This is a genomic window from Verrucomicrobium sp. GAS474, assembly GCF_900105685.1.
Taxonomy (GTDB): domain Bacteria; phylum Verrucomicrobiota; class Verrucomicrobiia; order Methylacidiphilales; family GAS474; genus GAS474.
In genome coordinates this window covers 3,012,316-3,032,086 of sequence record NZ_LT629781.1, presented here as the reverse complement: position 1 = coordinate 3,032,086, position 19,771 = coordinate 3,012,316, and the positions used below count along the sequence as shown (strand labels likewise).

Here is a 19,771-nt window from a genome sequence, read left to right as displayed (position 1 = left end):
GCAAAGTCTCCATGCCTCCCGCCTATTCCGAAAAGCCGCGCCTCCTCTTCGTCGACGACGAGCCCATGCTCCTGCAGGGCATCCGCCGGATGCTTCATCCCATGAGGGAGAAGTGGTACATCGATTTTTGCGAGAGCGGCCCCCAGGCCCTCGAAAAAGTAACCGCGGAAAAGAGCGCGTACGATGTCGTCATCAGCGACATGCGGATGCCCATCATGAACGGGGCCGAGGTTCTCTCCCGCATCGCCGCCCTTCATCCCGGCACCATCCGCCTCATTCTTTCCGGCCACGCCGATCGCCAGATGATCATGCAGTCGGTCGGCATTGCCCATCGCTATCTCTCGAAGCCGTGCGACGGGCGGAAATTGACGGCCACCCTCGAACAGGCTCTCGGTCTCCGGGCCATGTTACGGGACGAGGAACTGCGCCGTTCCGTTTCGGGGACGATCTCACTCCCCAGCCGTCCCGATCTTTACGTGCGCCTCCTTTCTGTCATCCAGCAGGCCGAATCCTCGATCGACGACGTCGAGGAAATCGTCTCCCACGATCCGGCGATGGCGGGGAAGGTATTGAAGCTCGTCAATTCCGCCTTCTTCGGCAATCGCGGCACCGCACATAATCTGAACGAGGCGATTTCCTATGTCGGCCTCGATGTGCTCCGCTCGCTCGCCCTGACCCTCGGCCTGTTTGAAGAGCTCAAGGGGGGCTTTGGTGCGTTGACCCTCTCTTCCATGGAGGCGCTGTGGAGCCACTCCTTCGATGTTGCCGCCGCCGCCCGGAGCATTGCCGTGGCCGAGGGGGCCGAGAAGAGCATCGTCGAGGAGTCGTTCATCGGGGGGCTACTCCATGATGTCGGAAAGCTCTTCGTCGGCTCACCGACGTTGCCCCCGCTTTCCCTTCAGCCCGGAGAGACTCCCGTCGACGCCGAGAGGCGGATCTACGGGGGAACCCACGGCGAGGCCGGCGGCTATCTCTTCGCCCTCTGGGGGCTCCCCTCGGGCGTCGTCGAGGCCGTTGCCTTCCATCACGAGCCCGAACGGGGCCTTCCCGCTTCCGAGAAGGATCCCGGCTTCACCGCCCTAACCGCAGTTCATGCGGCCGACGCCCTCCTTCATCGGAAGCAACATGATGCGGTCGCCCCTTTTTTCCTTCATCCCAACGGGGCTTACCTGGCCCGGCTGGGACTTTCCGAGCGTCTCCCGGCCTGGGAAGCCGTGATTTGACGCCTTATCTCCCTTTATGAGCAACCGCCGCGTTCTATTCGTCGACGACGATCCTGGAATCCTCGACGCCCATCGTCGCAACTACCGGAAGAAATTCGAAATCGGCATCGCGCTCGGGCCGCAGGAAGCCCTCCCGATGCTGACCGGGGAGGAGCCCTATGCCGTGATTGTCTCGGACATGCGGATGCCCGGCATGTCGGGCGTCGAATTCCTCGAAAAGGCGAGGGAAACGGCGCCGGAAACCGTCCGCATGATGCTGACGGGAAACATCGACCAAAACACGGCGACCGACGCCATCAATCGCGGCAGCGTCTACCGATTCCTGACGAAGCCCTGTCTGCCTGAAACCCTCGAGCTTTCCATCGAGGACGCCCTCCGCCAATATGCGCTGATCACGGCCGAGAAGCAGCTCCTGGAGCGCACCCTGGCCGGAAGCATCAAGGTCCTCGTCGATATCCTCTCCCTCGTCGAGCCGCAATCCTTCGGTGTCGCCCAGCGCCTGCGCGACTATGTCCGCATCTTCCTCAAAACCCATCGTGTCGTCGATGGGTGGGCGCTCGAAATCGCCGCCCTCCTCAGCCACCTCGGCTGCGTGACCGTCCCGGCCTCCGTTTCCGAAAAGGCCCGCAAGGGCGGCGCGCTGAATCAGGCCGAGAAGGACATGCTTTCCCGTGTTCCCGGCATCGGCCACGATCTCCTGACCAATGTGCCCCGCCTTGAAGGGGTTGCTGAAATCGTCCGCTATCAACGCAAGAACTACGACGGCACCGGCATCCCCGCCGATTCCCTGGCGGGGGAAGCCATCCCCTACGGCTCGCGGCTGCTTCGCGTCCTCTCCGAGGTCGTCGCCAGCGAAGCGCGCGGGATCAGCCGCCTTGAGGCCTTCATGGCCTTGCGCAAGGAACCCGACAAATTCGACCCCCGCATCGTCCTCGCGGTCCAGGAGGCGCTGGGGGAGGGGTTCGGCGGCCCCCTCCCGGGCAGTGCTGCTCCGACCGGCGGCGTCACGCGGCGCGAGATGCGCCTCGCCCAGCTTCAGGTAGGCCAGAAGCTCGTCTCCAACATCATGACGCCCGACGGTCTGATCGTTGTGTCTGCCGGTAGCGAGGTCACCCCCGTTCTCCTGGAACGCATCGGGAATTTTTCCCGCATCCAACGCCTGATCGAGCCGGTGACCGTCGAAGAATAAGGCCGCACTCCACGCCTCCCCATGATCTCGCGTTGGCTCCAGATCGGTTCACTGAAGGTTCGCATTCTGCTTCTCATCGCGGTCGCCATCGTGACCCCTCTTTTCGCCCTGGGCACGTGGCTGTATTGGGACATCGACGCCTCCCAGGAAAAGGCCGTGAGCATCGTCCTCGAAACGGCGGCCAAAAGCATCGCTTCCCAGATCGAATCGTGGAACGAGGGACCCAACGTCGAGGTCGAGTCCTTTCAGCTCGGCCAGAGGGGCTTCCTTTGCGTTCTCGCTCCCGACGGGCATATCGTTTCGGCTCCCGAGGCTGTCCTCAAAAATGATGCCCAATTCAGCTGGTTGGCACGCACAACGCCCCAGGGCATCGGCCATGTCGTCGATCACAACGGGCAGGAATGGCTGACTTACGGAACCGTCCTGAAAAGCGGGCTCCGTATTCTGGCGCTGCAAGACGAGGAGGAGGAAGACGCCGCGGTCCATATTTTCCGCAAGAACACCATTCTCATGCTCTGCTTGGCCGCGGGGCTGACTTTGCCCTTCGCGTCGCTTTTCCTCAGTTCGGTCCTTCGCCCGATCAAACAGCTTCAGGAGGCCGCTGAAGCCCTGCGCAAAGGGGACTGGAGCATCCGGGTCCAAGCGGAAAAAGGAGCGGAGCTCGCCGCCCTCGCCCATTCCTTCAATCAAATGGCCGAACAACTCGGCAACCAATACGTCCGGATCGAGGAGGAGGTGGCCAAGAGGACGGAACAGCTCGTGCAGGAGAACGCCGAACGGCGCCTGGCCGAGCGATCGCTGCGGGCCAAGCAGGAGGAACTGCAGGCGATGAACGACGCCTCACCCCTCGGCATCTTCGTCACCGGGCGCGACGGGCTCTGTCTCTACTCCAATCAGGTCCTCCAGGATATCTACGGGACGCCCCAGCTCTTCGGCTCGGGCCTGTTCGAGCCGATCCACGAGGAAGACAAGGCGCGGGTCCTCGCCCTCTTTAAAAGCGGCCATGAAAACGGCCAGCCCCTCAAGAGCATCCACCGCCTCCGCCGCCGCAAGCGCATTCTCTGGCTGCGCATGCGGCTGGCTCCTTTGGGTGCGGGAGATCAATTCACCGGCTATGTCGGTACCGTCGAGGATATCTCCGAGCAAAAACTCCTGGAACACCGCCTTTTGGCCCGCAACCAGATGATGGACACCCTCGCCAGTTCCAGTCACCTGGAGGAAGCCGCGCCGGCCATCGCCCAGGCCCTCGCCGACGCCACCGAGTGGGACTTGGCCACGTTCTGGGTCGTTGACCTGGCGGAGAACAGGCTCAAGCAGGTTGGCGCGGCGCAACGCAAGACGCTCGACCTCGGCGGGTTGATCCAGGCCGGGGCGGAAAAGGGCCTCGAAAAGGGGCAGGGCCTTCCCGGGCGCGTCTGGAAAGAAGGTCAGCCCCTCTGGATCGGAGATGCCGACAAGGATCTTTCCGATCCGCGCCTCGCCTTTTCCCCGCCCTTGCGCACCGCCTTGGCCCTTCCCATCTTTTTCGACGAAGCCGTTGCCGGTGTCGTCGAGGTCCGTTTCCGCGATCCCATCCTTTCCGACAGCAGCCTGATCGAAGACCTTTGCGGATGGGCGGACACCCTCGGCCAGTTCCTGGCCCGCAGCCAGGCGGAAAAAGAGAAGGGCGACATGGAGATCCAGCTCCGTCACGCGCAAAAAATGGAATCGATCGGGCAGCTTGCCGCAGGCATCGCCCACGAAATCAACACGCCCACGCAATTCGTCGGCGACAATAACCGCTTCCTCCAGGGAGCCTTTTCCGACATCGCCGGACTCCTGCATCGTTACGACCTCCTCTTGACCGGCGTGAAGGCAGGGTGCGGCACGGAGGAGCTTTCCCGCCTCGTCCACGATGCCGAAGAGACGGCGGAAGCCGCCGACATCGCCTACCTCGAGGAGGAAGTCCCCAAGGCGATCCTCCAGTCACTCGACGGCTTGGAGCGGGTGACGAAAATCGTTCGGGCCATGAAAGACTTTTCCCATCCGGGTTCCGAAGACCGGGTCCCCGTCAATCTCAACCAGGCCATCGAAAGCACCGTCACCGTCGCGCGGAACGAATGGAAATACGTCGCCGATCTTGCGACCGAACTCGATCCCGATCTGCCTCCCGTTCCCTGCCGTATCGGGGAAATCAACCAAGTCGTCCTCAACCTTCTCGTCAACGCGGCCCACGCCATTGGGGACATCCTCGACGAACTCTCCGGCGGCAAGGGGATGATCACGGTCTCCACCAAAACATCGGCCGACAGGGAATGGGCCGAAGTCCGCATCTCCGACACCGGGGGCGGCATCCCCGAAGCGATCCGGGGGAAAATCTTCGACCCTTTCTTTACGACCAAACAGGTCGGAAAGGGAACGGGTCAGGGCCTTGCCATCGCCCACTCCGTTATCGTCGACAAGCATGGCGGCACCATCGCCTTCGAGAGCGAAATCGGGAAGGGGACCACGTTCTTGATTCGCCTCCCCTTGCACTGGGAGCGGTCCGAGTCGAGCCGCCCAAAATGACCGCGAGCCTTCCAGCCCGCGCTTAAGGCAAGCGGTTATGCCAGATATGGATTGTCCCGGCGCTCGTCACCGATCGTCGTCTCGGGGCCGTGGCCGGGATAGACGACGACCGCGTCGGGGAGGGGGAGGAGGTGGTTCTTGATGCCGTTCAGCAGATCGCTTTGAGAGCCTCCCGGGAAATCCCACCGGCCGACCGCTCCCGCGAAGAGGATGTCGCCGCCGAAGATCCGCGCCTCGGTCGGTTCGTAGAACGCAATGCTGCCGGGAGAGTGGCCGGGGATGTGGAAGAGGGTGAAATCCCGTCCGCCGACCTTCCACGGAACGGTCCCCTGCGGGGGGAGTTCCAGGTCGGTCAAGGTCTTCACGAGGGGAAAGCGCTCCCGGATGCCGAAGCGGGTGAGGTAATCGATGTTCTCGACCAGGGGTCGGTCGGCGGGGTGGAGGTAGACGGGGCAGCCGTGATCGGCCTCGATCCGGCCCGCGTCCCAGACGTGGTCGAAGTGGCCGTGGGTGAGGACGAGGGCTTCGATCTTCCATCCCTGCCGCTTCGCCTCGGCGGCGAGGCCCTCGGGGGCGTCGAAGGCGATCCAGGAACCCTTTTCCGCGCCCGGAATAAGGAAGGCGTTGGTCGAGAGGGCTCCCCCGGTGTAGGGGATCAGCGAAGGGGTCTGGCTCATGAAAGGGAGGTGGGCGGGATCTTGGCGAGGTTCGAGGGGAGGCGGCTGATGGCGATCATCTCCGCGTAGGTGCTGGCCGCGTTGTCGTCGTATTCGACCCCGGCGGGGGTCCGCTCCGCGTTGAAGAGGCCGAAACGGGGGGCGTAGGTCCCCCACTCGTAGTTGTCGACGAGGGACCAGTGGAGGTAGCCGATCAGGGGATGCCCCTCCCGGCGCAGCTGGTTCACCATGCCGACGTGGCGGCGGATGTAGTCGCTCCGCAGGAGGTTGTCCCGGCGGCCGACCTTCGGCTGGGGATGGCCTTCGATAGGCGGGGCCTGGCGGGTCGCCATCCCGTTCTCGGCGATCATGATGGGGAGGTTGAAGGGGCGGAGGGTCTTCACGTAGAAGGCGAGGCCCTCGGGGAGGAGGTGCCAGTCCCACCACTTGCTGGTGATGCTGTTGAGGAGGTGCTCGTGGGGGCGGCGGTGCTGGAGGGAGACGTCGTCGGCCCAATGGGGGGTGCGGAGGAAGTGGGCGATGAAGGGATCGTAGTAGTCGATGGCGAGGTAATCGATCGGCGGGTCGCCGGGGAAGGCGGCGGCATCGTCGTAGAGGGTCTCGATGAGGGGTTCCCAGACGCTGTGGATCGAGCCGGCCCAGGCGAGGAAGTGGTGGAATTTCTTGAGACCCTGGCCGATGAAGTTCCGCAGCGGGGGCTGGATCGGAAGGCGGGCTTCGGAGAAGGAGCGGTCGAAGGCCCGGGCTTCCTTCCAGAGGTGGGGGAAGATCTCGTTCTTCGGGACCCCGCGGGAGGGGGCGAACATGAGGTGGACCCACGCCTGGTCGGTCCAGAAGAGATCGGTGCAGTAGTTGTTGAAGGTGACGAGCGGGGCGGCGGCCCGGGGGGCGAGCTCGGCATAGAGCCGCTTGATCAGCCGTCGGGCCTTGATGTGGGCCTCCAGCATGTGGGCCAGGGCGCTGTAGGCGGGATGGAGGCCCCAGCTCGGGCCGCTGGGGAAGAGGCCGAAGAGGTAGTGGCAGACCGAGAGCATGTTCGGCTCGTTGATCGTGATGAGGTAGCGGGGCGGGGCGACCTGGTGCCGATCGATCAGGACGGGGAGGAGGTGCCGGACGACGGTCTCGACGTAGGCGAGGTAGAAGTCGACGGTGCGGCGGTTGAGCCAGGCGTCTTCGCCGAGCCAGGCCGGATGGGTGAAGTGGTGGAGGGTGACGACGGGCTCCAGGCCGTTCTTCCGGGCCGAGGCGAGGATCTCGGCGTAGCGGTCGAGGGCGGCGGTGTCGAACGGCGGGGGGGTGACCTTCCCGAGCTTGCGGAAGGGGACGGGCGTCTCGGGAAGCTCCTTCAGGGGCTGGATGCGGGGCCACGAAAGGCTGAGTCGGAAGGCGTTCAGCCCCAGATCCTTGCAGAGGGCGAAATCTCCCTCGGCTTTTTCCCAGAAGCGGGCGGCGGGGCCGATGGTCTCGACTTTCCCGTCCCGCTCGGCCCAGGCCCAGTTGTTCTGGGGCTCGCTTTCCCCGTTGATGCCCCCCTCGTGCTGGTCGGAGGAAGTGGCGACTCCCCAGAGAAAGGGAGAGGAGGGGAGGGGAGCGCTCATGATCGTTATGACGGTAATGCGTAATTATTCCGTAATTGAGGTTTGTCAATCGCCGTCGTCGGGATTAAGAAGGACACCCTATGAAGATTTTCATCGATACCGGCGACACCACCGAAATCAAGGAGGCCAATGACTGGGGCCTCATTGATGGTGTGACCACCAATCCGTCCCTCGCCGCGAAGGCCGGGAAGAACTTCAAACAGCTCATCACCGAGATCACCCAGATCGTCGACGGCCCGATCAGCGCCGAAGTCGTCAGCCTCACCGCCGACGAGATGTACAAGGAAGGCAAGGAACTCGCCTCCTGGCACAAGAACATCGTCGTCAAGGTCCCCCTCATCCCCGAGGGCCTCAAGGCCGTGAAACGCTTCACCGCCGAGGGCATCAAGACGAACGTCACCCTCTGCTTCAACGCGAACCAGGCCCTCCTCGCCGCCAAGGCCGGGGCGAGCTACATCAGCCCCTTCGTCGGCCGCCTCGACGACATCAGCCAGGACGGCCTCCAGCTGATCCGCGACATCCGCCTCATCTATGACAACTACGGCTTCGACACCGAGATCCTGACGGCCTCGGCCCGCGGGCCGTATCACTTCATGGAAGCGGCCAAGATCGGCAGCGATGTCATCACGGCGCCCTTCTCCGTCATCAAGCAGGTGATCAAGCACCCGCTCACCGACAGCGGCCTGAAGCAGTTCCTCGAAGATTGGAAGAAGGTCGCGAACCTCTAAGGGTTCGGCTTCTCCGCCTCGAAATGAACAGGGGGAATCCTCCATCGTCCGCCGCTCCCTCGGGACGGCGGCGTCGGGGGGTTCCCCCTTCTGCTGCCGGGGAGGGGAAGCCCCCGGAGCGTCGGCGCGGGCCTCATCCCGGCGGCAAGGGAAAGGGCGGACGCCGCCATCGCGGGCCGCTGCGGGTCGCCGCCGGCATCATCCGGGACCGGGACCGGATCCTCATCACCCAGCGCAAGGCCGAGGACAGCCTCGGCGGCTTCTGGGAGTTCCCCGGCGGGAAGCTGGAGCAGGGCGAGGGCTATCCCGCCGCGCTGAAGCGGGAACTGATGGAGGAGATCGGCGTCGAGGTCGTCGTCGGCGGCCTCTTTGCGACGATCCGGCACAAGTATCCCGGCGGCGAAGTGAAGCTCTGTTTCCTCGAGGCCCGGATCGTCCGGGGCGAGGTCCAGGCCATCGACGTCGCGGCCTGGAAATGGGTCCTCCCCTCCGAACTGGGGAACTTTCGCTTTCCTCCCGCCGACGAGCCGCTAATAAAGAAACTCCAGTCGGCGCCTCCGAAGTCGCAGCAGACTGGTCCCATTTGAAGTAAGATAGAGAAGAGAGATTGAGATGAAGCAATACAAGGTCGGTGTGGTCGGTGCCACGGGTGCCGTCGGTCATGAAGTGGTCAAGCTGTTGGAGAGCCGGAAGTTTCCCGTCGGGGAACTCCGCCTCTTCGCCTCGGCGCGTTCGGTCGGCAAGACGATGACGTTCCAGGGGAAGGAAGTGCCGCTGCTGGCCCTTTCCCAGGAAGCCTTCGCCGGGCTCGATTACGTCATCTTCAGCGCCGGGGCCTCCCGGTCGAAGGAATTCGCCCCCGCCGCGGTGAAGGCCGGGGCCATCGTGATCGACAACTCGTCGGCCTACCGCATGGCCGCCGACGTCCCCCTCGTCGTCCCGGAGATCAATCCCGGCGACCTCAAGGTCCACCAGGGCATCATCGCCAACCCGAACTGCACGGCCGCCATCCTCGGCACGGCGCTCTGGCCCCTTCACCGGAAGGCCGGGATCAAGCGGATCATCGTCTCCACCTACCAGTCGGCGAGCGGAGCCGGGGCGCAGGCGATGGCCGAGCTCGAAGCCCAGGTGAAGCAGTACGTGGCCAGGGAACCGATCACGAAGAGCGTCTTCCCCCACCAGATCGCCTTCAACGTTTTCTCGCACAACACGGCCATCGGCGCCGACGGCTCGAACGAGGAGGAGACCAAGGTCCGCGAGGAGCTGCGGAAGATGTTTCATCTCCCTGCGCTTCCCCTCGTCATCACCTGCGTCCGCGTCCCCGTCCTCCGGGCCCACTCGGAAGCCGTCGTGATCGAGACGGAGAAGCCGCTCTCGCCCGAGGAGGCGCGGGAGATCCTTTCCCAGGCTCCCGGCGTCACCGTCGTCGACGACCGCGAGGCGAATTACTTCCCGATGCCCCTCGAGGCGAGCGGCAAGCTCGACATCCTTGTCGGCCGCATCCGCGAAGACCAGTCGAACCCCGGCGGCCACGGCCTCGCCCTCTTCGTGAGCGGCGACCAGCTGCTGAAGGGCGCGGCGTGGAATGCGGTGCAGATTGCGGAGTGTTTGATCGGGTAGGGGCGTTGTCCTGCGGGGGGGCCCTTCGGGGCTGGCGGGGTCGACCCTGTACAGCTGGATGCGATCCGCTTTATAGCCCAAGAGGGGCTTTGCCCCTCCTCGCACCTCCCCTTCTGAGGGCCTGAACTAGGCGGACGCGCTTGGACGGCGCCTCGTCTCCTCACTGGATTAAGATCGGATGGTTCCGGTGCGCCCGAGGGTATGGGTTGCGGGGCGAGACGGGACCAAGACGCTCAGGCTCCTACTGGGAGAGGGATTCTTTATTGGGCTACAATGTCGAACGTGAGGAAATATCAGTTGCATGAAAGGCATTGTTTTTCTTCCGTTTTTCCTCAAGTCTTTTCCCTATCTATGGCCCCTGATTCGATCCTCGGCTATCTGCGCTCGCTCCACGCCAAATATGCGCCGCTGTTCGAGGGGGAAGTCGCCACCTATATTCCCGAGTTGGGCAAGGCCAATCCGGAGTGGTTCGGTATCTGCCTGGTGACGGCGACGGGCGCGGTCTACGAGGTCGGGGACACGGGGCAGGCGTTCACGATCCAATCGATCGTGAAACCGTTCCTCTACGGGAAGGCGCTGGAGGAATGCGGCATCGAGGGGGTCCTCGCGAAGGTCGGCGTCGAGGCGACGGGCGATGCCTTCAACTCGATCAGCCTCGAGCCGACGACGGGCCGCCCGCGCAATCCGATGATCAACGCCGGGGCGATCGCCACGTGCGGGCTCATTCCCGGCGAGGCGAAACTCGAACGCCTTCTCGCCACCTTCTCCCATTATGCCGGACGGCCCCTCCTCTACAACGAGGCGGTCTATCGTTCCGAGAGCATGACCGGCCATCGCAACCGGGCCATCGCCCACATGTTGCGCGGCTTCGACCGCCTCGGCGATGACCTCGAATCGGTCCTCGAACTCTATTTCCAGATCTGCTCCACCTCGGTGACCTGCCGCGACCTCGGCGTGATGGCGGCGACGCTCGCGAACAACGGCGTCAATCCGCTGACCGGGGAGCGGGCCTTGGCGGCGGAATACGTGCCGAACGTCCTCAGCGTGATGGCCTCGTGCGGGATGTACAACTCGGCGGGCGAGTGGATCTACCGCGTCGGCCTCCCGGCGAAGAGCGGCGTCGGCGGCGGCATCATCGCGGTACTGCCGGGGCAGCTCGGCGTCGGCGTCTTTTCCCCCCGCCTCGATCCCCACGGGAACAGCGTCCGGGGCGTCCGCCTCTGCGAGGAGCTTTCCCGGGAGCTGCAGCTCCACCTCTTTTCCCCGCCGATCAACGACGCCTCGGTCGTCCGCTCGATCCTCAGCGGGGCCGACTTCCACTCGACCCGGATCGGCCTGGCGCAGGAGGTCCGCCTCCTCGACAAGGAAGGGGGCCGGATCAAGCTCTTCCAGCTCCAGGGCAACCTCACCTTCACCTCGGCCGAGGTCGTCGCGCGGACGCTGCACACCCATCTCGACAAGGGGGAGAAGCGCTTCTTCATCCTCGACTGCCGCCGGGTGACGGGGGTCAACCGGAGCGCCTGCGGCATCCTGCGGGAGACGATCAAGGCCTCCCTCGCGGCGGGCGTCGGCGTCGTCCTCTCCCATGCGAAGTCGGTGCCGTTGCTGATCGAGTCGTTCGTCGATCATCCCGACGGCTCCCCGGGGGAATGCTTCGACATCGTCGCCGATACCGATGCCGCGCTGGAGTGGTGCGAGAATCATCTCCTGCGGGACTTCCGCCAGAAGGAGGCCTCCCGCGCCTCGGACCCCTCGGCCCCGCGCCGGTACTATTCCCTCTTCCTCGGCCTGACCGAGGAGGAGCTGGGGACGATGGAGAGCCTCCTCGAACAGCGGACGGCTTCGGCGGGCGAGGTCCTGATCCGGGCGGGCGATCTTTCGCGGGAGATCTATTTCCTCTCCCGGGGAAGCCTCAGCATTCTCCTCCCCCTCTCGGGAACGCCCGACGCGACGCCCCGCCGGATCGCGACGGTCAGCCCGGGCTCGGCCTTCGGCGAAATGGCGATGACGGGGAGCGCCGTCCGTTCGGCCACGGTCGTCGCCGACACCGAATGTGTCTTCGACATCCTCTCGCTGCGGAAGCTCGACGAGCTCACCCGGACCTCCCCCTCGATCCGCATCAAGCTCCTCCACAACCTCTCCCTTCAGCTCGCCGCCAAGGTCCGCCACACGAACCGGCAGCTGGAGGCGCTCGAGGAATTGTCGGCTTGATCCACTCCCGCGCCGGACTCGTCTCCTTGGCGAATTAGTGCTGCCCTCGCGGCACCGATCCTGCTACCACGATGGCATGACGGCTCCTGCTTCCGCTTCCCTTTCCACCCCCTATCGGATCGGCATCTTGACGAGCGGAGGGGATTGCCCCGGATTGAACGCCGTGATCCGCGGCACCGTCTGCGCGGCGGAGACGCGGGGCTGGGAAGTCCTCGGCTTCAGCGACGGGTACGAAGGGCTCCTTTCCCCGGTCCGTTACCGTCCCCTGACGGTCGACAACACGCACGGCATCACCGCGCTCGGCGGGACGATCCTGGGGACGACGAACAAGGGCCGCTTCGTCGCGAAGGTCGGCCTCGGGGACAAGGCGTTGATCCCGAAGGAGATCATCAGCGAGGCGCGGGAGACGATCGAGGGCCTCGGCATCAGCGCCCTCGTCTGCCTCGGCGGCGACGGCTCCCTGACGACGGCGGAACAGCTTTTCGAGAACGGCATCCCGACGATCGGCGTGCCGAAGACGATCGACAACGACATCTCGGCGACGGCGATGACTTTCGGCTTCGACTCGGCGGTCGAGTGCGTCACCGAGGCCCTCGACCGGCTCCACACCACGGCCCGCAGCCACAAGCGGGTGATGATCCTCGAGGTGATGGGGCGGCACGCCGGGTGGATCGCCCTCCACGGCGGCATCGCGGGCGGGGCCGACATGATCCTCATCCCGGAGATTCCCTTCTCCTACGAGAAGATCTGCCGGGAGATCGTCCACCGGGTCGGCAACGGCCATGAGACGACGATGATCGTCGTCGCCGAAGGGGCGATGCCGAAGGAGGGGACGGTCTCCGCGAAGGGCGGCCACAAGGGCGAGGTCCGGCTCGGCGGCATCGGCCAGCAGGTCTGCGACGAGATCGAGCGGCGGACCGGTCGCGAGACGCGGACGATGGTCCTCGGCCACCTCCAGCGCGGCGGCGCCCCGACGACCCTCGACCGGATCCTCGGCACCCGCTTCGGCGTCGGCGCTGTGAAGCTGATCGAGGAGAAGAAATTCGGACACATGGTCAGCTACATCAACGACCAGATCGGCTCGGTCTCGATTCCCGAGGCCGTCGGCCAGCTGAAGACGGTCCCCCCCGGCGGCCAGATGGTCGACGCGGCCCGCTCGATCGGGATCACCTTCGGGGACTAGGTCATTAACACGATCTAAGGCCTTTTTTCAGTCGGTTTCGCCAAGCGGCGCGTAGGTATTTCAACCCACGCGCCGCTTTTTTCTTTCGGTCGCCGGAGAACGGGCTTTAGGCTTTCGATGTCTGCTTGGGGGGTAATGATAATAACATGAACATTTTGTTCTCTTTCTCTCCATGAGCTCACACAAGAAGCCCCTCACTCTGTCGCGCCGCTTTTTGATTTTGGCCGTCATCAGCATCCTCGGTTACGTATTGATGGCCGGGCTGGCCCTTTCCTTCCTGCGCAAGACGCTGCTCGAGGAACGGGTGATGAAGGAAAAGAACCTCGTCGAGATGGCGATGGGGATCGTGAAGGAGCAAGGGGATCGCGCGGCACGCGGGGAGTGCGACGTGGCGACGGCCCAGAAGACAACGATCGCGACGCTGCGGACGCTCCGTTATAATACGAACGATTATTTCTTCGTTTTTAGCACCGAGGGTGTCTCCCTCCTGAATGCGATGAACCCCAAGCTGGAAGGGACGAACCGGGTCGATGTCAAGGATCCCGACGGCGTCTACATCTTCCGGGAACTGCTCGCGAACGCGAAGACGGGCGGGACCAGCTTCTATCGCAATCCCCGGGGCGATGGCCAAGCGCCGGTTCGGAAGATCAGCCTCACGGCGCTCTATGAGCCATGGAACTGGGTCGTTGGCACCGGGGTCTACATCGACGACATCGACGTGCAGTTCCGCGCGACGATGCTTTGGTTTGCCGCCTGGATGGCCCCCGTCTTCCTCATCCTGATCTGGGGGACGTCCTACTTCATCCGCACGACGGGCCACCACCTGGGGACGATCGTGCGGGGGCTGACGCGGAGTTCCGACCAGGTTTCGGCGATTTCCCAGGAGATCTCGTCGGCGAGCCAATCGGTCGCCGAGAGCGCGAGCGGCGCCGCCGCCTCGCTGGAGGAGACGAGCGCCTCGGTCGAGGAACTCAACAGCATGACGAAGCGCAACACCGAGAGCGCCGTCCAGGCGAAGGCCCTTTCGAGCGAGGCCTGCGGGGCGGCCGAGGGAGGGGTCCGGCGGACCCAGACGATGAGCGTCGAGATGGCCTCCATGCGCGAGGCGAGCCAGGAGATGCGCCGGGCGATGGAAGGGGTGAAGAGCTCCAGCGGCGACGTCAGCAAGATCATCAAGACGATCGACGAGATCGCCTTCCAGACCAATATCCTGGCGCTGAACGCCGCCGTCGAGGCGGCCCGGGCCGGCGAGGCGGGGGCGGGGTTCTCCATCGTCGCCGACGAGGTGCGGAACCTCGCGCAGCGGGCGACGCAGGCGGCCCGGGAAACCTCGGCGATGATCGACGCCTCGGTGGAGCAGAGCCTTCAGGCCGTCGCGATCAACGAGCGGGTCACCGCCCAGATCGAGACCTTGGCGACCCAGTCCGACGGTGTCCGTTCGAGCCTCGATGCCATTGCGGGGAAGACCCGGGAGGTCGACGTCCTGGTCAGCGCCATCGCCGTCGCCTCGAAGGAGCAGAGCGAGGGATTGGAGCAGATCACCCGCGCCGTTTCCCAACTCGACCAGATCACGCAGGGGAACGCCGCCGGGGCCGAGGAGACGGCCGCCGCGACGCAGGAGCTTTACCGCGAGGCCGACGGCCTGCGCCAGGAGATCGGCTCCATCGTCCTCCTGACGGGCGGCGAGATGGCGAAGAAGGTTGACGGGGGGGCGGGGGAGGGCCGAGATTGGCCCTCATGCCCGACATCGTCTCCCTCCTCCAACAAGGCCAAAGCCACGCGGCAATCTTCGCCCTCACGGCGATTGCCCTCGGGTTCCTTCACGGGCTAGAGCCGGGCCACTCGAAGACGATGATGGCGGCGTTCATCGTCGCCGTCCGGGGAACCGTGGGCCAGGCCGTCCTGCTGGGTGTCTCGACGGCTTTCTCCCATTCCCTCGTCGTCTGGATCGTGGCGATGGCGGGGCTGTCGTTCGGGAGCCGCTGGAGCGCGGAGGGGACCGAACCGTGGTTTCAAATGTTCTCGGGACTGACCGTCCTCGCCCTCGCCTTCTGGATGTTCCGCTCCCTGCGCCGGGCCCGGCCTTCGGCGGACGATCACGACCATCATGACCACCACGGGCACAGCCATAGCCACAGCCACGGTCATTCCCCCGCCGAGGAAGCGGGCCTCGACGACCATGCCCGGGCCCATGCCGAGGAGATCAAGAGAAAATTCGGCAGCGGGAGTGCCACGACGGGGCAGATCATCCTCTTCGGCCTGACCGGCGGGTTGGTTCCCTGCCCGGCCTCGATCACGGTGCTGATGGTCTGCCTGCAGCTGAAGAAGGTGGCCCTCGGCGTCTGGCTGGTGCTCTGTTTCAGCGCGGGATTGGCGCTGACGATGGTTCTCTCCGGCGTGGTCGCGGCATTGAGCCTCCGCCACCTCTCGACGCGGTGGAGCGGCTTCGGCGTGTGGGCCGAGAGAGCGCCGTGGGTCTCGTTTATCCTGGTCTCGTGCCTCGGCCTGTTCTTCTTCTGGCAGGGGTTACGGCACTTGATCTAGGCGAAGGAGCTCTGCGCTCTTTGGAAGCGTCGCTCCTCCCAAGCGGATAGGGGAACTAGCGGACGAACCCTTCCCGCCTTTACTTCTTGTCGAACGCCGCGTCAAACGCGCGATCCGAGACGGGGAAATCGAGGCGGCGGACGTTGGCGGCCGATTCGGTCGCGCCGTGTTCGCGGTCCATGCCGCTGTCTTCCCACTCGACGGAGAGGGGGCCGCGATAGCCGGCGCGGTTGAGCGCCCGGATGACGGCCTCGAAGTCGACCCGGCCCCGGCCGACGGAGCGGAAGTCCCAGAAGCGGCGGCGGTCGCCGAAGCTTGTGTGGCCGCCGAAGACGCCCGCTTCGGTCAGCTTTTCCGACCACCAGACGTCCTTCATGTGGACGTGGAAGATCCGGTCGGCGAATTTCTCGATGAAGGCGACGTAGTCGACGCCCTGATAGGCGAGGTGGCTGGGGTCGAAGTTGAAGCCGAAGGCGGGATGGTGGTTGATGGCGGCGAGGGCGCGCTCGGTCGAGGCGATGTCGAAGGCGATCTCGGTGGGGTGGACTTCGAGGGCGAAGCGGATGCCGAGCTTCTGGTAGGCGTCGAGGATCGGCGTCCAGCGGCGGGCGAAGTCGGCGAAGCCGTTCTCGATCCAGGCGTCGGGGACGGGGGGGAAGGAGTAGAGGAGGTGCCAGATGGCGCTGCCGGTGAAGCCGTTGACGACGGTGACGCCGAGCTTGGCGGCGGCCTTGGCCGTCTCGATCATCTCGTGGGCGGCCCGCTGGCGGACGCCCTCGGGATCGCCGTCGCCCCAGACGTGGGCGGGAAGGATCGACTGGTGGCGGGCGTCGATCTGGTCGCAGACGGCCTGGCCGACGAGGTGGTTGGAGATCGCGTAGACGTGGAGGCCGTGCTTCTCGAGCTGGGCCTTCTTTTTCGCGCCGTAATCGGGATCGGTGACGGCGCGGGAGACGTCGAAGTGGTCGCCCCAGCAGGCGAGTTCGAGGCCGTCGTAGCCGAAGTGCTTCGCCTTTTCGGCGAGGGTGTCGAGGGGGAGGTCGGCCCATTGGCCGGTGAAGAGGGTGACGGGGCGGGGCATAAGTAAGGGAAGGTCGATGTTAGCGGGGGAGGGAGACCCATTTGTCGGCGCTGCGGGAGCTGGCGACGACGGTTTCGATGAAGGCCATGCCTCGGACGGCGTCGGCGATGCCGGGGACGTCGAGGGCGTGCTCGGAGGGGGTGGTCCCTTCCTTGCGGGCGCGGACGAGGGCGGCGAAATTCCGGTAGAGGTTGGCGAAGGCCTCGAGGAAGGCCTCGGGATGGCCCATGGGGAGGCGGGTGGCGGCCTTGGCGGCGGCCCCGAGGCAGCCGTCCCCCGCGCGGACGAGTGCGCGGGGTTGGTCGGGCCGGCGGAGGACGAGGGTGTTCGGCTCCTCCTGGCGCCAGGCAAGGCTCCCCTTCGTGCCGTAGACGCGGATGTTGAGGCCGTTTTCCTCGCCGATCGAGATCTGGCTGCAATGGAGGAGGCCCTTCGCCCGGACGCCGTTCTTCTCCTCGAAGCGGAGGAGGACGTTGGCGTCGTCGTCGAGGGCGCGGCCTTCGACGAAGGTCGAGAGGTCGGCGCAGAGCGATTCGATCCGGAGGCCGGTGACGTATTCGGCGAGGTTCTCCGCATGGGTGCCGATGTCGCCGACGCAGCAGCTGATCCCGGCGCGCTTCGGGTCGGTCCGCCAGTCGGCCTGCTTCTGGCCCGAGTCCTCGAGCCGCTGGGCGAGCCAGCCCTGGGGGTATTCGACGACGACCTTGCGGATCGCGCCGAGCTTCCCGGAGCGGACGAGGTCCCGCGCTTCCTTCACCAGCGGGTAGCCGGTGTAGTTGTGGGTGAGGCCGTAGAGGAGGCCGGTCTTCTCGACGATCCTGGCCAGTTCCTTCGCCTCGGCGAGGTCGAGGGTGGCGGGCTTGTCGGAGAGGACGTGGAAGCCGCTTTCGAGGGCGGCCTTCGCGATGGGGAAATGGAGGAAGTTCGGCGTGACGATGGCGACGAACTCGATCCGCTTCTCGGCGGGAAGCTTCGCCTCGGCGGCGAACATCTCCGCGTAGGAGCCGTAGCAGCGGTCCTCGGGGAGGAAGAGTTCCTTCCCGCTCGCCTTCGAGCGGGCGCTGTCGGAGCTGAAGGCCCCGGCCACCAGCTCGATCTGGCCGTCGAGGTTCGCCGCCATGCGGTGGACCGCGCCGATGAAGGCACCCTGTCCGCCGCCCACCATACCCATCCGGATCTTCATGCCTGGAAAATTAAGCGTCGAGTTCGCCGAGGGCAAGACCGACGGGGAGGGCCTTCGGCTTCGGGACGGTGGTCTGGAAGGTGTAATGCTTCCCCTGTTCCGAGGCGATCGGGACGGCGAGCATCGCCTCGAGGACGTGGAGGGCGAGTTCCCCGCTGGCGCGGTGGGGGCGATTGTTCCGGATCGCCGTCGCCATGTCGGCGAGGCCGATGCTGCGGCAGACCTGGTCGCTGTGGGTGAGGGGGATCTGGGTCCACTCCTTCTCGCCCTCGAGCTTCACCTCGACGATGCCGCCGAAGGTGTTGGGATCGGGGATGCGGACGGTCCCCTTGGTGCCGTAGACCTCGATGATCGGGTTCTGGTGGCCCCAGACGTCGAAGGAGATGTTCAGGTTGGCGATGGGACCGGAGACGAAGTCGAAGGCCCCGGCGTAGTGGGTCGGGACCTCGACCTTGATCTTCTGCCCGGCCTTGGCGCCGCTCCCGATGGTCCGTTCCGCGAAGGAGCTGCGGGAGGAGCCGGTGGCGCGCCTGATGGGGCCGAGAAGGTTGACGAGGGCGGTGAGGTAATAGGGACCCATGTCGAGCATGGGGCCGCCGCCGTACTGGTAGAAGAACTCGGGATCGGGATGCCACGACTCGGGGCCGTGCCCGAGCATGTTCGCGACGGCGGCGACGGGCTCGCCGATGGTGCCGTCGTCGATGATCTTCCGGGCGGTCTGGACGCCGCCGCCGAGGAAGGTGTCGGGGGCGCAGCCGACGCGGAGGCCTTTCTTTTTGGCGAGTTCGATGACTTCGATCCCCTCGGCGAGGTCGAGGGCGAAGGGCTTCTCGGTGTAGGCGTGCTTGCCAGCCTCGAGGATCGCCTTGTTGACCGAGGCGTGGACCTTCGGGACGGTGAGGTTGACGACGAGCTCGATGGAGGGATCGGCGAGGAGGCTCTCGACGGTGTGGGCGGTGACGCCGAATTCGTCGGCCTTCGCCTTGGCGCGGGCGGGGTCGAGGTCGGCGACGCCGACGACCTGGAGGATTGGGAAGACCTGGGCGCCCTTGAGATAGGCGTTGCTGATGTTGCCGCAGCCGATGATGCCGACTTTGAAGGGGGTGCTCATGTTGCTTGGGGTGATTGGAGGGAAGGATGGATTAGACGGCCTTGGCCCGCATCGAGGCGACGCAGCGGGTGAGGGCGGGGACGGGGTTCTCGACGTCGGCCTCGTATTCGACGACGGCCATGCCGTCGAAGCCGCTTTCCTTCAGGGCGGCGGTGAAGGCGGGGAGGTCGAGGGTGCCTTCGCCGACGACGACGTCCCTCCACTGGCCGTTCTTCTCGAAGACGAAGTCCTTGAAGTGGATACCGTAGATGCGGCCGGAGAATTTCTTCACCCATTCAACGGGCTGGCCGAGCCACGGCCCGATCTGCATGGCCCAGGCGGTGTCGATGCAGAGGCCGATCTCGGGGCCGCCGATGGAGAGGAGGTATTCGAGGACGTCGGGCGAGCCGCCGAACATGTATCCGCCGTGGCAGTGGATGCCGACGCGGATGCCGAACTCGCGGGACCAGGCGCGGACCTTCGGGATCGCCTTCAGGTAGGAATCGATCTTGAAGTGGGCGGAGATGTGCTTCGCGCCGAGCTTCGCGGCCGACTCGAACCAGGCGCGCTCGATGTCGTTCCCCTCGAAGGTCTGGACGCCGATGGAGAGGATCGAGATGCCGGCGGCGCGGTAGGGCTGGAGGGCCTCGTCCATGGTCTCGGGCTTGGCGAAGTCGGCATAGACGCCGCAGAGCTCGATGCTGTCGACGCCGATCTCGCGGACTTTCTGCGCCACCTCGGCATTGGTCTTGAAGTGACGGAAGCACCAGCTTTGGACGCCGAAGGGAATCGATTGGCTCATGGGAGGGGGGAGAGGAAAGGTTGGGAAGTTGTTTTAAACTTGGATCGAATGAAGTCTTAAGCAGATGAATTCGATTTCCAATTCAATAGAATTGT

General features: G+C 65.1%; 16 protein-coding genes. 10 read left to right on the top strand and 6 right to left on the bottom strand.

What is annotated here, in order from left to right; genetic code table 11:
- The first annotated feature begins 11 nt into the window (after positions 1-11).
- Genes BLU04_RS12735 through BLU04_RS17180 form a run of 3 tightly spaced genes read left to right on the top strand, consistent with a single transcriptional unit; the run spans position 12 to position 4,959 of the window.
- The gene (locus tag BLU04_RS12735; protein ID WP_093286731.1) at positions 12-1,223 is read left to right on the top strand and encodes a response regulator; all 1,212 of its coding nucleotides are present in this window, start codon (positions 12-14) and stop codon (positions 1,221-1,223) included.
- A gap of 16 nt (positions 1,224-1,239) precedes the next feature.
- The gene (locus tag BLU04_RS12730) at positions 1,240-2,412 is read left to right on the top strand and encodes an HD domain-containing phosphohydrolase (RefSeq protein ID WP_093286728.1); all 1,173 of its coding nucleotides are present in this window, start codon (positions 1,240-1,242) and stop codon (positions 2,410-2,412) included.
- Positions 2,413-2,433: 21 nt separating this feature from the next.
- Entirely contained in the window at positions 2,434-4,959 is a 2,526-nt protein-coding gene (locus BLU04_RS17180; RefSeq protein WP_093286725.1) for an ATP-binding protein, read from the top strand.
- Positions 4,960-4,994: 35 nt separating this feature from the next.
- Here the strand turns inward: BLU04_RS17180 and BLU04_RS12720 are convergent, their stop codons facing one another.
- A complete protein-coding gene (locus BLU04_RS12720) occupies positions 4,995-5,636 on the bottom strand; it encodes an MBL fold metallo-hydrolase (protein ID WP_093286723.1) in 642 nt (213 codons plus the stop codon).
- Complete coding sequence (locus BLU04_RS12715; protein ID WP_093286720.1) at positions 5,633-7,234, bottom strand: family 1 glycosylhydrolase; 1,602 nt, start codon at positions 7,232-7,234, stop codon at positions 5,633-5,635. Before BLU04_RS12715 ends, BLU04_RS12720 begins: the two co-directional genes overlap by 4 nt.
- 80 nt (positions 7,235-7,314) lie before the next feature.
- Here BLU04_RS12715 and fsa point away from each other — a divergent pair, with 80 nt between their 5' ends.
- The 7 genes from fsa to BLU04_RS12680 all read left to right on the top strand — a co-directional run bounded on the left by fsa (position 7,315) and on the right by BLU04_RS12680 (position 15,520).
- Positions 7,315-7,962: a fructose-6-phosphate aldolase gene (gene fsa, locus BLU04_RS12710; RefSeq protein WP_093286718.1), complete on the top strand. Its 648-nt coding sequence runs from the start codon at positions 7,315-7,317 to the stop codon at positions 7,960-7,962.
- Positions 7,963-7,985: 23 nt separating this feature from the next.
- Positions 7,986-8,549: an 8-oxo-dGTP diphosphatase MutT gene (mutT, locus tag BLU04_RS12705; RefSeq protein WP_093286715.1), complete on the top strand. Its 564-nt coding sequence runs from the start codon at positions 7,986-7,988 to the stop codon at positions 8,547-8,549.
- A 25-nt stretch (positions 8,550-8,574) separates the two neighbouring features.
- Positions 8,575-9,582: an aspartate-semialdehyde dehydrogenase gene (locus BLU04_RS12700; RefSeq protein ID WP_093286713.1), complete on the top strand. Its 1,008-nt coding sequence runs from the start codon at positions 8,575-8,577 to the stop codon at positions 9,580-9,582.
- A 351-nt stretch (positions 9,583-9,933) separates the two neighbouring features.
- A complete protein-coding gene (gene glsA, locus BLU04_RS12695) occupies positions 9,934-11,793 on the top strand; it encodes a glutaminase A (RefSeq protein WP_093286710.1) in 1,860 nt (619 codons plus the stop codon).
- Positions 11,794-11,869: 76 nt separating this feature from the next.
- On the top strand, positions 11,870-12,976 hold the full coding sequence (locus BLU04_RS12690) for an ATP-dependent 6-phosphofructokinase (RefSeq protein ID WP_093286707.1): 1,107 nt from the start codon (positions 11,870-11,872) through the stop codon (positions 12,974-12,976).
- A 172-nt stretch (positions 12,977-13,148) separates the two neighbouring features.
- Complete coding sequence (locus tag BLU04_RS12685) at positions 13,149-14,807, top strand: methyl-accepting chemotaxis protein (RefSeq protein ID WP_093286705.1); 1,659 nt, start codon at positions 13,149-13,151, stop codon at positions 14,805-14,807.
- Positions 14,714-15,520, top strand: coding sequence for a nickel/cobalt efflux transporter (locus BLU04_RS12680; protein ID WP_093288664.1), 807 nt, complete (start codon positions 14,714-14,716; stop codon positions 15,518-15,520). The genes BLU04_RS12685 and BLU04_RS12680 overlap by 94 nt, the downstream gene beginning before the upstream one ends.
- Positions 15,521-15,599: 79 nt before the next feature.
- On the opposite strand, the gene BLU04_RS12675 is transcribed toward BLU04_RS12680, so the two are convergent.
- The 4 genes from BLU04_RS12675 to BLU04_RS12660 are packed head-to-tail and all read right to left on the bottom strand — an operon-like array spanning position 15,600 to position 19,676.
- Complete coding sequence (locus BLU04_RS12675) at positions 15,600-16,601, bottom strand: sugar phosphate isomerase/epimerase family protein (RefSeq protein ID WP_093286702.1); 1,002 nt, start codon at positions 16,599-16,601, stop codon at positions 15,600-15,602.
- A gap of 19 nt (positions 16,602-16,620) precedes the next feature.
- Positions 16,621-17,784 carry a Gfo/Idh/MocA family oxidoreductase gene (locus BLU04_RS12670; protein ID WP_197672959.1) on the bottom strand — a complete coding sequence of 388 codons (1,164 nt, stop codon included), beginning with the start codon at positions 17,782-17,784 and terminating at the stop codon, positions 16,621-16,623.
- Between the two features lie 10 nt (positions 17,785-17,794).
- Complete coding sequence (locus BLU04_RS12665; protein ID WP_093286700.1) at positions 17,795-18,895, bottom strand: Gfo/Idh/MocA family oxidoreductase; 1,101 nt, start codon at positions 18,893-18,895, stop codon at positions 17,795-17,797.
- A 31-nt stretch (positions 18,896-18,926) separates the two neighbouring features.
- On the bottom strand, positions 18,927-19,676 hold the full coding sequence (locus BLU04_RS12660) for a sugar phosphate isomerase/epimerase (protein WP_093286697.1): 750 nt from the start codon (positions 19,674-19,676) through the stop codon (positions 18,927-18,929).
- Positions 19,677-19,771 lie beyond the last annotated feature (95 nt).